We start from the raw sequence: 15,428 nt of genomic DNA on the forward strand, positions 1-15,428 counted from the left end.
GCGCCGCTCAGGCCGGTACCGGGGCGTCCGCCGCGATCAGCTTGAGCTGCTTCAGTTCGGCCCAGAAGTCGGCCGGTATCGCGATGGCCATCGACTCCACGTTGGCGCGTACCTGCTCTGGTGTACGCGCGCCGGGGATGATCGACGACACCACGTCCGGGGCATCGGCGAACTGCAGTGCGGCGGTGCGGATATCGATGCCGTGGCGCTGGCAGACTTCGGCGATCTTCGCCCGTTTGGCCGGCGCCCATTCCGGGATCGGACTGCCATACAGATAGCGCTCGCGGCCGGTGAGGTAACCGGCCAGCAGCGGCGAGCCAACCATCACCGACACGCCTTTTTCCGCCAGTTTGGGGAAGGTGTCGTGCAGGGTGGTTTCGTGATCCAGCAGCGAGTACTGGCAGGCCAGCAGCATGATGTCCGGATCGGCTTCGGCCACTGCACGCAGCGCCGGCTGCGGCCGGTTCACGCCAAATCCCCAGCCCTTGATCAGGCCTTCTTCACGCATCCTGGTCAGTTCGGGCATGGCGCCACGCAGGGCTTCGGCAAAGCGCTGCTCCCATGGCATGCCGAGATCTTTTTCGTTTTCCGGGGACAGGTCGTGGATGTAGACGATGTCCAGCTGCGAGACACCCAGCCGGTTCAGGCTGTCTTCGACCGAGCGCCGCGCCCCGTCGGCGGAATAGTCGTAGCGATAGCGGAACGGCGCGGGGTCGTGCCAATTGGTTTTCTGCAGCGGACCGGCGGTACCGGTCAGCAGGCGGCCCACCTTGGTGCTCAGCGTGTAGGCATCGGCCGGATGGATATGCAGTTCATGGCCCATCCGACGCTCGCTGAGGCCCAGCCCGTACCAGGGTGAGGTGTCGAACAGCCGCACGCCTGCCGCCCACGCTGCGGCCATGGTGGCATCGGCCGCTTCGCGGGTGGTCGGTGCCAGGCTGCCGCCGAGCGGTGCGCCGCCCAGTCCCAGCCGGGTCGGCGGACGGTAGCGGCTGCCCTTGGGCGGTGCCTCGGTAGCCGGTTTTTTGCCGGTGCGCGGCGTGCCGCGGGTCGGCAGCACGCTGCCCGGTGCGGGCGATTGGGCAAACAGCGGGGAAGCGGCCATCATCGCGGCGCTGGCCGCGGCGAGGGAGAGAAACTGACGACGTGAGTTCACTGGTGTCTCCTGTGGGGGAAGGCGTTCAGGGCGCTCGCAAGCCGTTCGACCATAACGTGGGGTCGTGTCAACGCAGTGGGAATGGGATCGCACAGCGCTGGGTAGTGACGGCCGCTGGCCGTCAGCTCCTGCCGTTGGCGGGTGACGCCCGACCGTTGGTAGGTGACGCCCAACCGTTGGTGGGTGACGACCGTTGGTCGTCACGCTGTTGCCTTCCGCTGCGCTCGCCGGGCATGGCCCGGCGCTACCAGTGTCCGTCTGCGGCGTCAGCGCGCCAGCAGGCGCGCGTACAACGCGGCGCCGTAATGCGGCGCATGCAGGGGCGCGCGCAGCACGAAGTCCGGGCTCGCCGCGTGCAGCGCGGCGGCGAACGGACGCATCAACGCGTCGCCTGCGCTGAAGGCCCCGCCGGACCATGACAGCGGCACCGGCTCGCCGGGCTGGAAGCCCAGCGTGACCCGCAAGGCCTCGCCGATGGCCGCCAGTTCCTGCCCCGCACGCTCGAAGATCGACGCCGCCACCGTATCGCCTGCCAGCGCGGCCTGCGATACCAGCGGCGACAGCTGGGCCAGTTCGCCGCGCGAGCCATGGCCTTCGCCATACACATGCGCGCAGATGTCCAGATCGTGCTCGCCCAGCGTGAAGTGTTCGCGCAGGATCGCGTGCAGCGGACCGCGCGGCAGCCGTCCATCGCTCATCCGCGAGAACGCGTTCAAGCCCTGCACGGCAATCCAGTACGCCGACCCTTCATCGGAAAACGCCTCGCCCCAGCCACCCGCACGCGCCGACGCATCACCGCGTCGGCCGTAGCCCATCGAACCGGTACCGGCGATGATGTTGATGCCATCGGCGCAGGCCAGCGAACCGGCCCAGCCGCACACCATGTCGTTGTCGCAGGCATAGCGCGCGTGCCCGAGTACCTGCCCGGGAATCGCCTGCAGCAGGGCGGTGGCGCGGCTGTCTTCGCCGTACGCAGGCAGGCCGAAGAAGGCCTGGCGGATGTCGCTCGCGCTCGCCTGCACCTGCGCCAGCACCGTGTCGATGCCTGCACGCAGAATCTCGCGCACCCCGTCCAGTCCGACCTGGGGATGGTAGGTGGTGCCCAGCTGCGCTTCGGCAAGCAGTCCGGCCTGGGCATCGATCAGCGCGAACCGGGTCTTGGTGCCACCGCCGTCCACGCCCAGGTAGAGCGCGGCGGTCATGCGTCCAGCGCGTACAGCTGCACGCCCTGTACCACGCGGTTGACGATGCCGGCCGGGTTCGGATTGTCCGGGGTCACCCCGCGCTCCAGTGAATGCAGCAATGCGTAGATCTGTGCGGCGGCCACGTACGGCCACAACAGGTCCACGTCTTCGGCGCGTTCCAGTCCGGGCACGGCCAGGGTGTCATCCAGCGCGCCGGCGCGTGGCTGGGCGCTGATTTCGATCACCCGCGCCGCACAGCCATCGCGGCGCAGTTCGTCGATCAGGTCGTGGTCGTAGCGGCGGGTATACGGATCGTTGGAGACGAACACGATCACCAGCGTGTCGTCGGTGACGAAGGTCTTCGGCCCGTGGCGGAAGCCCAGCGGCGAATCGAAGCAGGTCACCACCGCGCCATTGGTCAGCTCGCCCAGCTTCAGCGACGCTTCGCGCGCCAGTCCCTGCAGCAGCCCGCTGCCGAGGTACACCACCCGGTCGTTCCGCGCCGTGGCCAGGGTGCGCAGCAGGGGCAGAGCACCGTCGATCACCGCTTCGGTCGCACGCGCGATCGGCACGATGCGGGCGTCCAGTGCCGCTGCAGGCGACAGTGCGGCGAGCGTTGCGTACATCATGCAGCTGAAGCTGGAGGTCATCGCAAAGCTGGTGTCGTGGGTCTGCTCGGGCAGCAGCAGGGTCATCGCCTGCGCGACCGGGATCCGTGCCAGCGCACCGGCCGGGTTGCAGGTCACCACCAGGTGGCGGATGTCGCCCACCAGCGCTTCGGCCAGTTCGACCGCGGCCAGGCTTTCCGGGCTGTTGCCGGAGCGTCCGAAGGACACCAGCAGCAGCGGCTGGCCCGGATCCAGGTAAAGCTGCGGCGCACACACGATGTCGGTGGTGGGGACCGCGTCCACACGGGCGGCGAGCTGGCGGTCCAACAGCGGTGCCAGGCATTGGCCGATATAGGCCGACGTGCCGGCGCCGGTCAGGATCACCCGTGCACCGGGATCATCCACCAGCGGCGCGACGAACGCGCGCAGCTGCTCGGCCAGCGACGCCACCAGCGCATGGGTCGCCTGCAGCATGGCCGGCTGCTGGGCGATCTCGCGCGCCGTCCACAGCGCGCCCTTCGCCTCCAGCAGGGGTTCGGGGAATCCGAGGACGTCAGGAGAGGTCATGGTCTTGGCATGCATGGTGATAGTCATCGAGGACAGCGCTGATGTGGGCCATGGCCAGGGACTGCGGGTCGAACGTGGCAGTCCCATTGCGCACTGCGTGCAGGGCATGGGGTAGGTATTGGCTGACGAGCGGCAGCGGCGGTGGATCGGCGCGCAGGTTGTCGAACAACCGGGCGCGCGCGGCTTCGATGGCAGGGTCCGGCCAGTAGTAGCGGATGCGGTCGCTCAGGCTGTACTGCAGGTCGGTGCTCAGCGCCCGCCCGGTGCCGTGGTAATAGCGTTGCCAATAGCCCGGCGACTCCTGCATGCGGTGCAGGGTCACCTCGCGCAGGCGCGCGCGGCGGTCGTTGTCGATCCACTCCGCTTCGATCGCATCCAGGGCCCACAACGCTTCGCGCAGGGCGAAGGTCAGGCCAGGGCCGACCTTGAGGATGGCGAAGTGGTCGCGCACCAGCGCCGCCAGCGCGTCGCGCGTCTGGTAGTCGGTCGAATGCGCTTCGAACACCAACTGCGGCACGCCGGTGACCGCTTGGCTGAGCGGCTGCGCCTTGTCACTGTCATAGTCGATGACATCGTGGTGGTCGAACTCCACGCCCGGCTGCACCACCGAGGCCAGCACGCGCTGCCAGGCAGCGTCCAGGCCGGCTTCGGCGAAGGCCACGCGGTGCGCCTCGATGGTGGTCAGCGCCGCTGCCGGGGTGGTCAGGGCGAGGCCTTCGATGGCTTCGGTCGCACCGCCCGGAACCGGCACCTCGGTGCCGATCACATACACCGGTGCCTCCCCGCCTGCGCTGGCCCATGCGGCTTCGGCGGCGCGGCACAGGCGCACGGCGCGGCGGACGATCTCCGCTTCGGGCAACGGTTCCGGATCGCCCTTGCAGGCCATTGAACAGTCGAGGTGGATCTTGCGGAAGCCGGCTGCCACGTACGCGCCGACCATCACCTCGGCCTTGTCCATCGCCGCGGCGGCATCCAGTGACGTCCACGGATTCGGGCCCAGGTGGTCGCCGCCAAGCAGGATCCGCCCGGTATCGAAACCCACCCGCGCGGCGATGCCGTGCACGAAGCGCACGAAGTCGGCCGGGCGCATCCCGGTGTAACCACCGTCCTGGTTGACCTGGTTGCAGGTCGCTTCGAACAGCAGCAGTGCCTGCCCGCTGCGCTGCGCGTGGCGCAGGCTGGCTTCGATGACGAGGGGATGGGCCGAGCAGATCGAGGTCACGCCGATGGCGTGGCCCTGCCGATGCCGCGCGACCAGGTCGAGCAGTGCGTGCATGGGGAGTCCTTCAGGAAAGGGGGCGGTGCGTGGGTTCGCGCTCGGGTTCGAGCACCAGCAGCAGCGAGGCGACCAGCGCCAGCACCAGGCCGACGGTCTTCAGCGGACCGGGCACCACGCTGGCGAACAGCAGCGAAAGTACGGCAGTGACCAGCGGCGCGCCGGCATTGCTCAGCGGTGCCACCACCATCGCCTTGCCGTGGCGGAACGCATACACCAGGGTCAGTGCGCCGACCGCGTTGAGGATCTGGATGCCGGCGGTCATCCACGGGCCATCCAGTCCCCAGTTGATCGGCTGGCTGAAGTCGGTCATCGCCAGCGCGACCGGCGCCAGCAGCAAGGCCCCGACGGTCATGTAGGCGAAGATGCTTTCGGCCCGCACGCTGTCGTTGGCCAGCTTCATGAAGTAGGCCTGCAGGCCCCAGGCCAGCATGATCAGCAGCGACTGCAGGAACCAGCCCAGGCCGGCGTCACCGCTGCCGAAGGAGAAGTCCAGCAGCGGCAGCGCGACCAGTGCCAGTACGATGCCCAGCGTGCCCTGCCAGCCGGTGCGTTCGCGCAGCAGCAGGAAGGACAGGGCGATGGTGACCACCGGCGACAGTGAGATCACCGGGAACACGAAGTAGGCCGGGCCGATGGTCAGGGTGTGGAACAGCAGCATCTGTCCGCCCGCGCCGAGCAGGCCGATGATCAGCCCATAGCCGATCGCACGTGGCGAACGCTCCAGCTGCCAGCCGCCGCGCCACAGGATGTACAGCGCCGGCGGCAGCATGGTCAGCGCCCACACGCAGTACACCAGCGTGTCCGGAAAGCCATGCGCGGCCGACAGTGGTGACAGCGCGCCCCAAAGGCCCCACAACGCGACGGTAGCCAGCGCATAGCCGAGCCATGGGCGCCGCCGCGGTGCCACCGGCACGGACACCGCGTCGGCGCTCATGCCGCGCTCCCGGCGCGGGTGGCCTGCAGGAACAGGAAGCGTTCGAAGCGGGCGGGCAGGCTGGTGACTGCGCCGCCATTCACCACGCCCAGATCGGTTTCGTTGAACAGGTCGCGGACCTGCCAGCGGCCAGCGGGCAGGCCGCGCAGCTCCACCTTGCCGTCCCAGCGCGGGGCATAGAAGGTGTAGTACTGCGCGCCGTCCTTGCGGATGGCATGGGCTTCGGGCTTGTCGAAGCCGATGTCATAGAGGGTTCCGAGATACTCGCCCTTGGGCAGCATGTGCGTGTTGTACAGGCCTACCCAGCGGCGCCACAGGGCTTCGCGTTCGTCGGTCAGCACGAAGCCGCCAGGAGGCAGCGGTACCGAAGGACGATCGGTATCCTTGGGCCAGGTGAACTTGCTGGAAATCACCGCGCCGATGCCCACGCTCGAGGCGAAGTCATCGCGGTTGTCGGACAGCTCCACGTGGTCGCCGGCGTAGCTGCTGCGCTCGCCGATCAGCGCCTTGATCGACTTGCCCTTGCTGCGTACCTGCCACGATGACAGCGGGTCCGAGGACGGGAACTGGTCGGTGGCCGGCAGGTTGTGGAAGGCGAAGGCGGTGCCGCACGGGCACAGCTCCACCACCGCCTCGGGATTGGCGTCATGGGCGGCGCGGTAGATCGCATTCCAGAACGTGGCCAGGCCGGTGACCGAGTCGTCCGGGCTGGCGTGCTTGTGCGCCGGGTTGTGGCAGGGCGCCACCGCATTGAGGTGTTGGCCATCAAGTTTGATGCCCTCAAATCCCCAGTCGCCGATCGCCTTCCTGACCAGGTCGACGTAGAAATCGATGGTCGGCTGGTAGGCCGGACACTGGGTCAGCGCGTTCCACCAGGTCACGGTCTGGAAGGCGCCTTCCTTGTCCAGCAGCAGCATGTCCACGTGGTCGTGCAGCACGTCGCTGCCGGGGTCGGCTGCGAGCGGTGCCAGCCACAGGCGGGGGCGCATGCCGTGCCGGCGGACTTCGGCGGTGAACGCGCGCATGTCCGCATCGCCGCGCGGGAATTTGCGCAGGTCGATCTTCCAGTCGCCTTCGTTGGTCTGCCAGCCATCGTCCAGCACGGCCCATTCAAACCCCAGTTCCTTGGCCTTGGGCAGGGTGGCGTAGATCTGCTCGACGCGGAAATCACGTTCATAGCCCCACGCGCACCAGATGGGAGCGAACGCCGAATCCGGCGGGCGCGGGCCTTCGATGCCTTCGCCGCGCATGAACACCTGGTACTGCTGCAGCGGCGCGTAGAAATCGCCTTCATGCACGGCCAGCAGGGTGCGTTCGGTGACCAGTTCCTGTCCCGGCGCGAGAGTCTGCGCCGTGGCCGATTCAATGGCGATGGCCGCGCCTTCTGCAGTGCGCTTGACCGGCATGTCCAGCGGACGCGGCACTGGCTCGACATGGCCTACCGCCAGGCCGCCGTCACGACGCCAGATATTGGCGACCGGCGTGCCACCACCATAATCGGATGAATCCATCGCCAACGTGTTGCGCTGGTCGAAGTCCGGCGCCAGTGGCTGCACCCAGTCGCGGCGATCCGTGTGGGTGGCGCCGGAAAAGCTCCAGAAGCCACCGGGCGCGTCCTCCAGTTGGTACGCGCTGCTGCGCCAGCCGGTCACTTCGAGCGGCACATCGCCGAGGTTGCGGTAACGCACCTGCAGCAGGGCCAGTCCGGGCTGGGCGTCAAAGCTGCTGATGGCGACCTGTTTTTCCACGCCCGCCGCGCGTGAGCGACCGGTGAACACCACCTGCCGGCCGGCCCCATGGCGGGGGTCATCCAGCACATGCGCGGTCTGCTCGACCAGCGCAAAGTCGGTGACATCACCGCTGGCAAGCAGCAGGGCTTCGCTGGGCTGCCAACCGGTGAGCGGCTTGCCGTGGCGCCATACGCGCGTATGCATGCGCTTGTCGAAGGCGATGGAGAGCACGGCATCGCCTGCGCGGCCATCGGGTGCGGGTGCAGCAGTGGCCGCGCGCACCCAAGGTGCTGCACTCCAGGCCATGCTGCCTGCCACGCTTCCGGCAATCAGCTTCAGGGCGGTACGGCGTCCGATCGGTGGCATAAGCGTCAACCCGGTGGAGATGGCTAGCATTCTGCGCACGCGCTCTGGATTGATGCAAGCGTTTTGTTGCGATATGGTTCCATTTAAGTTTCGTTATACAACAGCGAGGGCGTCATGCGGTGGAACCTGCGTAGCTGGGCCGGAAGTGCTGTGATGGGAGTGGTCATCCTGACAGCCTGCACGCCGGAAAAGACGCCTCTGGAACAGCCGGATGCGACAACGGCGGCAGCGCCGGCTGAGCCCTCCTATGCCATGGCGGACTTCGCCAAGGTGCGTAAATTCGACGCGCATGTGCATGCCAACGACCGCGACACCGCGCTGCTGCAGCAGGCGCGCGCGGACAACTTTGGGCTGCTCTCGATCAACGTGGATTACCCCGATTTCCCCAGCCTGCAGGACCAGCACGCGATCGCGCTGGCCCAGGCGCAGCAGGATCCCGGGCACTTCTACTGGGCCACCACGTTCTCGATGAAGGGCTATGGCAGCGAAGGCTGGCCCGGCCAGGTCACCGCGGCGCTGGATCGTGACGTGGCAGACGGCGCGCGTGCGGTGAAGGTGTGGAAGAACATTGGGATGGTGGAAAAGGATGCGCAGGGCAGGGCGATCATGCTGGATGATCCGGGCCTGTCCGCGGTGGCCGAACACGTGCGCGCGCTGGGGGTGCCGCTGATCGCGCACCAGGGCGAGCCGTACAACTGCTGGCTGCCGCTGGACAAGATGACCACCAACAACGATCGCGAGTACTTCGCAAAGCATCCGCAGTACCACATGTACCTGCACCCCGAGCAGCCCTCGCATGCCCAGCTGATGGCGGTGCGCGACCGTTTCGTCGCCGCCCATCCGCAGCTGCGCGTGGTGGGTGCGCACATGGCCAGCCTGGAGTACGACGTGGACGTGCTGGCTGCGTTCCTGGATCGTTTTCCGCAGGCCACGGTGGACCTGGCTGCGCGCATGAGCCAGGTGCAGTACCAGTCCAATGCCGATCGCAGGAAGGTGCGTGATTTCTTCATCCGCTACCAGGACCGGCTGCTGTACGGGACCGACCTGACCCAGTCGCCCGGCGCGGATCCGGCGCAGTTCAAGGCGGAAACGCACGCGGTATGGCAGTCGGACTGGCGCTATCTGGCGACCGGGGAGAGCCAGCGGATCGAGGTGCTGGAGGCTGACGTGGCAGGCTTGTCGCTGCCGCGCGAGGTGATCGACAAGGTCTATTACGGCAACGCGGCGCGCGAGTTCAAGCTGTAGGCCGTGGTGCGGAAATTCCGCTAGCCCCGGGAAGCGTGACGACCAACGGTTGTCACCCCCCAGGAGCGCAGGCAGACGGCCAGCGGCCGGCACTACCGGAACGAGGCGGGGTAGCGCCGAGCCGTGCTCGGCGAGCGCAGCGGCGGGCAGAAGCGTGACGACCAACGGTCGTCACCCACCTGGAGCGCAGGCAGACGGCCAGCGGCCGTCACTACCGGAACGTGGCGGGGTAGCGCCGAGCCGTGCTCGGCGAGCGCAGCGGCGGGCAGAAGCGTGACGACCAACGGTCGTCACCCACCAGGAGCGCAGGCAGACGGCCAGCGGCCGTCACTACCGGAACGAGGCGGGGTAGCGCCGAGCCGTGCTCGGCGAGCGCAGCGGCAGGCAGAAGCGTGACGACCAACGCAGGCTGTGTAACAAGTCCGACCTTGTCGGCCGATGGCGAAATTGTCGCCATTTTTCGCCCTGCTACGCGAGATCTGCATAGTTGCATGTCTGCCGGAGGTCCAGATCTCGCGTAGCTCGACCGGGCCCGGACTTGTTACACAGCCTGCAACGGTCGTCACCCACCAGGAGCGCAAGCAGACGGCCAGCGGCCGTCACTACCGGAACGGAGCGGGTAGCGCCGAGCCGTGCTCGGCGAGCGCAGCGGCAGGCGGAAGCGTGACGACCAACGGTCGTCACCCACCCGGAGCGCAGGCAGACGGCCAGCGGCCGTCACTACCGGAACCGGGCATCCACCAGGAGCGCAGGCAGACGGCCAGCGGCCGTCACTACCCGGGGGCGTCAGGCCAGCTGCAGGTCCACGCCCAGGGCACGGCAGGCGTCGGCCACTTCAGCGGGCGCGCCGGTGTCGGTGATCAGCGCGTCCAGGCCGGACACCGGGATGATCCGGTGCAGGCAGACCTTGCCGAACTTGGAGCTGTCGGTGATCGCCACCACCGCACGCGCGGCTTCCACCATCTTTCGGTTGAGCATCGCTTCGGGTTCGTAGTGCGTGGTGATGCCGCGCTCCAGATCGAAGCCATCCACGCCCAGGAACAGCAGGTCCACGTGCAGCGCATCCAGCGCCTCCACCGTCAGCCCGCCGTAGAAAGCCATGTTCTTGCGGCGCAGCTCGCCGCCCAGCATCACCAGGTTGATCCGGGTCTTCGGGCTGAGCACGGTCAGCACGCCGAAATCGTTGGTAACCACCGTCAGGTCGATGTCCGGAAGGGCCTCGGCCAGCTGCATCGAGGTGGTGCCCGAGTCGATGGCGATCGTGTCGCCCGGCTGCACCATCGCCGCCGCCCGCACGCCGATGCGGCGCTTTTCATCCAGGTAGGCAGTGCGCTTGGCTTCGTAATGGGGTTCTGCCGCTGGGGCCGGACCTACCGCACCACTGTCGATGCCGCCGCCGTAGGCGCGCGCCATGACCCCGCGCTCGGAGAGATAGCGCAGGTCCTTGCGCACGGTCTGCAGGCTCACCCCGAACTGCTGGGCGAGCGAAGACACCTGCACGCTGCCGTGCTGGCGGACCAGTTCACTGATCTGTTGACGGCGGTGGCTGGTGTCCCGGGTGGCGACCATGCGCAAAGCTCCTTTCAAACGTTCCAGAGTATGGCGGTTTTCGTTACATTTCGCTATTGATGCAAAACGAAACCTCATATACGCTCGGTTTCGTTGCTTCACCAGCCAGGCCCCCACAGCCCGCCGTCCTATGCTTCATGCCTCAGGAGAGAGAGCCCGTGAACGCCGTCCGTCCGCACCGCCACTGTCTTTACCATGGAATCGCCCTTGCCCTGCTGCTGCCCGCCACCGCGTGGTCGCAGCAGGCCACCGCAACCGCCCCCGCCAGCACCGCGGTCGGGCAGGCTGCCGCTGCGGCCGACGACGACCCGATCGACCTGCAGACCGTCCAGGTCAGCGGCGTGCGCGCGGCACTGGCGCGCTCCACCGAGCTCAAGCGCGATGCGTCCACCGTGCAGGACTCGATCAGCGCGCTGGAGCTGGGCCGGTTCCCGGATGACAACGTGGCCGATTCACTCAGTCACATCACCGGCGTGTCGATCACCCGCACCGCCGGCGGCGAAGGCCAGAAAGTCAGCGTGCGCGGGCTGGGCCCGGAGTACACCCTGACCACGTTCAACAACCGCATCCTCGCCACCGATGGCGCCGGTCGCGATTTCGCCTACGACGTGCTGCCTTCCGATGTGATCAGCGGTGCCGACGTGGTCAAGGGGGCCCAGGCCGCGTTGACCGAAGGCGCGATCGGCGGCCTGATCAACCTGCGTTCGGCCAGCCCGTTCGACAACAAGGGCCAGCACGCCATCGTGCGTGCCGAGGGCGACCACAACCAGATGTCCGAGTTGAACGGCCGCAAGTTCTCCGCGACCTACAGCAACACCTTCGCCGATGACACCATGGGCCTGCTGATCGGCGCGGTGTACGCCGAGCGCAAGGACCGTACCGATATCGCCGGCAACGATGGCGGCTGGACCCGCAACCCGGACCCGAACGACGCCAGTTGGGGCGGCAATGCCTGGGGCGGCAACATCGATCCCAACGGCAACGGCGAACTGGACCCTGAAGAATACGGGCTGATCGCTCCGGGCCAGTTCCGGGTCGGTACGGTGCAGGAAGACAAGAAGCGCAAGGCGTTTTCCGGCAAGTTCGAATGGCGGCCCAACGATGACGTGCGGATCGTGGTGGACGGCCTGAAGACCCGGTTGGATTCGCCGCAGGTGTCCTACCAGCAGTCGTTCTATCCGCTGTTCGCGCCGGGCCGCTGGTCGGACATCAACGTGCAGAACGGCATCGTCACCGGCTTCACCATGGACAACCCGGATCCGGAGCAGCGGATGAACCCGGAGCTGCTCAACCAGACCGAACACCGCGTGGTGGACACCGACCTGTTCGGCATCAACGGCAGCTGGAAGGTCAATGACAGCCTGACCATGACCGGCGATGTGTACCGCTCCACCTCCGAGCGCAAGTCCGGCGGCCAGGACACCTACGTGGTGCTGCGCATGAACCAGCCCAACGTGACCCGCATCGACCTGGCCCGCGACGCGGTGCCGAACGTGACCACCACCTTCGACGACGGTCGCGATCTGTCTGCCGGCCTGGCCAATGGCCAGTTCAACGACAGCGACTTCAACACGCACTACATGGAACTGCGCGGCGACAACATCAAGGATGAAATCACCGGCGGCACCGTCGCAGGCAAGCTGTACGTGGGCGAGTGGGGCATCGACAGCCTGAACTTCGGCATGACCCGCACCGAACGCAGCAAGCGCCGCGACCTGGTCAACAACACCCTCAACGGCGGTGCGGACTACTACTCGGTGGACAACGCGATCAACGTCGCCGACCTCGGCGGTGGCGTGCTCGATCGCACCCTGTCGCTGCCGAACTTCATGAACAAGGTCGGCTCCCGTTTCCCGCGCAGCTTCCTGGGCTTTGACGTGCCGAATTACCTGCGCAGCCTGGAGGCCTACAACGGCAACCCGCGCCCGGATGGCACGGTCTACGATTTCGCCAACGCCGCCCCGCAGTGGAATCCGCTGGAAAGCTACCGGGTGGAGGAGAAGACCAACGCGTTCTACGTGCAGGCCGACCTGTCCGGCGATCGCTGGAGCGCGGACGTGGGCGTGCGCGTGGTCAGTACCCAGACGCGCGCCGAAGCTTGGGATGCCAAGATCATCAGCATCACCGAGAACGGCGCCTTCAACTACACCGCACGCTATGCCGATCCGACCCCGGTGCAGCAGGACGGCAGCTACCGCTACATCCTGCCCTCGGGCAACTTCACCTGGCGCTTCACCGATGAGCTGCTGCTGCGGCTGGGCGCGGCCAAGACCATGGCGCGCCCGCCGGTGGACAAGCTGGCCCCGACCAACACCACCGCCAGCGTGTCCTGGGGCGAGTTCACCCAGATCTACGGTGGCAACGTCGACCTCAAGCCGTATACCGCCAAGCAGGGCGACGTATCGCTGGAGTGGTACTTCGCCGACCAGTCGATCGCCAACATGGCGGTGTTCTACAAGCGCATCTCCAACCAGATCACCACCAGCTGGGAGCCGGGACAGGACATCGGCGTGCCGGGTTACCTGTTCAACGTGATGCGCCCGATCAACGGCGACTACGCCAAGGTGCACGGCCTGGAAGCCGGCCTGCAGCACTTCTGGGAGAACGGGCTGGGCTTCCGCGCCCAGTACACCCGCAACTGGTCCAAGAGCTTCGTGGAGGGCGAAGAACGTCCGCTGGAAGGCATCGCCCCGTCGGTCTATTCGCTGGGCCTGATGTATGAAAAGGGCCCGTGGTCGATCAGCACCACCGCCGACTACAGCGATGGTTTCGTGACCGCCACCAACGTGCTCGGTGCCGGCTACAACGAACAGGCCGATGAGATCACCTGGCTCACCGCCAGCATCTCCTACGAGATCAACGACATGTTCAGCGTCAGCCTGCAGGGCCAGAACCTGCTGGACGAAGCGCAGACCTACAGCATCAACGGCAACCCGCTGCTGTCGCAGGGCTATTACCGCTACGGCCGTTCGTTCACGCTCGGCTTCAGCGCACGCTTCTGATGCATCACACGTGCCGGCCTGCTGGCCGGCACGTGTGCGGCCCGGCGCTGGCCAGATGGTCATCATCGGCCATTACACTATCCCGTCTTTGCCACGGGGCCCCCGATCATGAAACTGCATGCCGCAGGGCTGTTGTGCCTGCTTCTCACCAGCGCCCCCGCATGGGCCGACGCGGTCACCGTCAGCGGACGGGTCTACCAGGAACGTGACGGCAAGCCCGGTCGCGGGCCCACCGATCCCGGCATGGGCGGGGTGCAGGTGTCCAACGGCCGCAGCATCGTGCGCACCAGTGCCGACGGCAGCTATCGCCTGCCGGTCCAGTCCGGGGATACGGTGTTCATCGTCAAGCCCGACGGCTACCGCATTCCGGCCGGCGCCGATGGATTGCCCGCATTCTGGCGCCACTACGCACCGCAGGGTTCCCCGTCGTTGAAGTACCGCGGGATCGCGCCGACCACCACGTCGGCCACGGCCTACGATTTCGCGCTGGCGCCGGAAAAGCACGACAACCGTCGCGGCTTCCAGATGCTGGTGTTCACTGATCCGCAGACGGCCACGCGGGGCGACATCGGTTACTACGAGCAGTCCATCGTCAGCCCCCTGGTGGGAAAGACCAGGGCGCGCCTGGGCACCACGCTGGGCGACATCGTCAATGACGATCTGTCGCTGTATCCGGACATCAACAGGGTGACCACCCAGCTCGGCATTCCGTGGTTCCACGTGCCGGGCAACCACGACCTGGATTTCGATGCCGGCAGCGACGCGCACGCGTTGGACAGCTGGCGTGCGGTGTACGGACCGGACACCTACGCGGTGGAAGAGGGCGGGGCCAGCTTCCTGTTCATGGATGACGTTGTGTACGACCCGGCCGCGCGGCCGACGTATGTCGGCGGCCTGCGCGAGGACCAGTTCGCTTTCCTGGCGCAGTACCTGAAGGGCCTGCCGCATGACCGCCTGCTGGTGCTCGGGATGCATATCCCGCTGTTCGATGCCGCACCGGGCCGCGAAACCTTCCGCCATGCCGACCGCCAGCGCCTGTTCGAGATGCTCAAGCCCTTCAGCAACGTGCTGGTGCTGAGCGGCCACAGCCATACCCAGCAACACTACTACCATGGCGCGGCCGAAGGCTGGCAGGGCGACAAGCCGCTGCACGAGTACAACGTCGGCGCCAACTGCGGTGCGTTCTGGTCCGGGGTCAAGGATCGCCATGGCGTGCCGGACAGCACCATGAGTGATGGCACGCCCAAGGGCTATGCGCTGCTGGACGTGGCCGGCAACGGGACCTACCGCCTGCAGTACCGCGTGGCCGGTGCAGCGGACAGCGAGCAGATCGGACTGCATGCACCGAAGGTGCTGCGCCAGGGCGCCTATCCGGCGTGGGGCGTGTTCGCCAACGTGTACATGGGCGAGGATGCCACGCGCGTGGAGTTCCGCATCGACGGCGGCGCGTGGCGACCGATGAAGCAGGTACGCCAAGGCGATCCGCGGCTGCTGGCGGAAAACGTGGCCGACGACCTGGCCCCGGCGCTGCGGGGGTATGACCGTTCGCCGGAAGCCACTCCGTCGCCGCACCTGTGGCGCGGCGCGCTGGCCACCGACCTGGCCGTGGGCGAGCACAAGGTGGACGTGCGCGCGACCCAGCCGGATGGTTCGGTCCATACCGCCAGCACGCGCTACGCGTTGCAGGCGGCCCAGCCCTGAGGCATTCCGCCGCGCATGGCGCGGCGCTACCGGGGCGCCGGCCGGTAGCGCCGGCCCATGCCCGGCGAGCGCAGCGGACAGCGGAAA

General features: G+C 67.3%; 10 protein-coding genes. 3 read left to right on the forward strand and 7 right to left on the reverse strand.

The window, feature by feature from the left end; all coding sequences use genetic code 11:
- Nucleotides 1-7: 7 nt before the first annotated feature.
- The 6 genes from QE373_RS07625 to QE373_RS07650 all read right to left on the reverse strand — a co-directional run bounded on the left by QE373_RS07625 (nt 8) and on the right by QE373_RS07650 (nt 7,824).
- Nucleotides 8-1,156 (reverse strand): aldo/keto reductase, encoded by a 1,149-nt coding sequence (locus tag QE373_RS07625; RefSeq protein WP_309685192.1) that lies wholly within the window; start codon nt 1,154-1,156, stop codon nt 8-10.
- A gap of 266 nt (nt 1,157-1,422) precedes the next feature.
- Complete coding sequence (locus tag QE373_RS07630; RefSeq protein WP_309685194.1) at nt 1,423-2,358, reverse strand: BadF/BadG/BcrA/BcrD ATPase family protein; 936 nt, start codon at nt 2,356-2,358, stop codon at nt 1,423-1,425.
- Nucleotides 2,355-3,515: an SIS domain-containing protein gene (locus QE373_RS07635; RefSeq protein ID WP_309685196.1), complete on the reverse strand. Its 1,161-nt coding sequence runs from the start codon at nt 3,513-3,515 to the stop codon at nt 2,355-2,357. The genes QE373_RS07630 and QE373_RS07635 overlap by 4 nt, the downstream gene beginning before the upstream one ends.
- Nucleotides 3,502-4,791, reverse strand: coding sequence for a D-tagatose-bisphosphate aldolase, class II, non-catalytic subunit (locus QE373_RS07640; protein WP_309685198.1), 1,290 nt, complete (start codon nt 4,789-4,791; stop codon nt 3,502-3,504). The genes QE373_RS07635 and QE373_RS07640 overlap by 14 nt, the downstream gene beginning before the upstream one ends.
- 10 nt (nt 4,792-4,801) lie before the next feature.
- Complete coding sequence (locus QE373_RS07645; protein WP_309685201.1) at nt 4,802-5,728, reverse strand: DMT family transporter; 927 nt, start codon at nt 5,726-5,728, stop codon at nt 4,802-4,804.
- On the reverse strand, nt 5,725-7,824 hold the full coding sequence (locus QE373_RS07650; protein ID WP_309685204.1) for an alpha-galactosidase: 2,100 nt from the start codon (nt 7,822-7,824) through the stop codon (nt 5,725-5,727). Before QE373_RS07650 ends, QE373_RS07645 begins: the two co-directional genes overlap by 4 nt.
- Nucleotides 7,825-7,977: 153 nt before the next feature.
- On the opposite strand from QE373_RS07650, the gene QE373_RS07655 reads away from it, so the two are divergent.
- A complete protein-coding gene (locus QE373_RS07655; RefSeq protein WP_309685206.1) occupies nt 7,978-9,069 on the forward strand; it encodes an amidohydrolase family protein in 1,092 nt (363 codons plus the stop codon).
- A gap of 786 nt (nt 9,070-9,855) precedes the next feature.
- Here QE373_RS07655 and QE373_RS07660 read toward each other — a convergent pair.
- Entirely contained in the window at nt 9,856-10,638 is a 783-nt protein-coding gene (locus QE373_RS07660) for a DeoR/GlpR family DNA-binding transcription regulator (protein WP_057508909.1), read from the reverse strand.
- A gap of 158 nt (nt 10,639-10,796) precedes the next feature.
- On the opposite strand from QE373_RS07660, the gene QE373_RS07665 reads away from it, so the two are divergent.
- Together QE373_RS07665 and QE373_RS07670 are read left to right on the forward strand one after the other, a co-directional pair.
- Nucleotides 10,797-13,640 carry a TonB-dependent receptor gene (locus QE373_RS07665; RefSeq protein WP_057508910.1) on the forward strand — a complete coding sequence of 948 codons (2,844 nt, stop codon included), beginning with the start codon at nt 10,797-10,799 and terminating at the stop codon, nt 13,638-13,640.
- A 108-nt stretch (nt 13,641-13,748) separates the two neighbouring features.
- Nucleotides 13,749-15,341: a calcineurin-like phosphoesterase family protein gene (locus tag QE373_RS07670; protein ID WP_309685208.1), complete on the forward strand. Its 1,593-nt coding sequence runs from the start codon at nt 13,749-13,751 to the stop codon at nt 15,339-15,341.
- Nucleotides 15,342-15,428: the final 87 nt, after the last annotated feature.

This window comes from Stenotrophomonas sp. SORGH_AS_0321 (assembly GCF_031453215.1).
In the GTDB taxonomy this organism is placed as follows: domain Bacteria; phylum Pseudomonadota; class Gammaproteobacteria; order Xanthomonadales; family Xanthomonadaceae; genus Stenotrophomonas; species Stenotrophomonas chelatiphaga.

Excerpts from the sequence above, each read along its gene's own strand:
- QE373_RS07630 (WP_309685194.1), bottom strand. The coding sequence starts at position 2,358 with ATGACCGCCGCGCTCTACCTGGGCGTGGACGGCGGTGGCACCAAGACC.
- QE373_RS07635 (WP_309685196.1), bottom strand. The coding sequence starts at position 3,515 with ATGACCTCTCCTGACGTCCTCGGATTCCCCGAACCCCTGCTGGAGGCG.
- QE373_RS07640 (WP_309685198.1), bottom strand. The coding sequence starts at position 4,791 with ATGCACGCACTGCTCGACCTGGTCGCGCGGCATCGGCAGGGCCACGCC.
- QE373_RS07645 (WP_309685201.1), bottom strand. The coding sequence starts at position 5,728 with ATGAGCGCCGACGCGGTGTCCGTGCCGGTGGCACCGCGGCGGCGCCCA.
- QE373_RS07650 (WP_309685204.1), bottom strand. The coding sequence starts at position 7,824 with ATGCCACCGATCGGACGCCGTACCGCCCTGAAGCTGATTGCCGGAAGC.
- QE373_RS07655 (WP_309685206.1), top strand. The coding sequence starts at position 7,978 with ATGGGAGTGGTCATCCTGACAGCCTGCACGCCGGAAAAGACGCCTCTG.
- QE373_RS07660 (WP_057508909.1), bottom strand. The coding sequence starts at position 10,638 with ATGGTCGCCACCCGGGACACCAGCCACCGCCGTCAACAGATCAGTGAA.
- QE373_RS07670 (WP_309685208.1), top strand. The coding sequence starts at position 13,749 with ATGAAACTGCATGCCGCAGGGCTGTTGTGCCTGCTTCTCACCAGCGCC.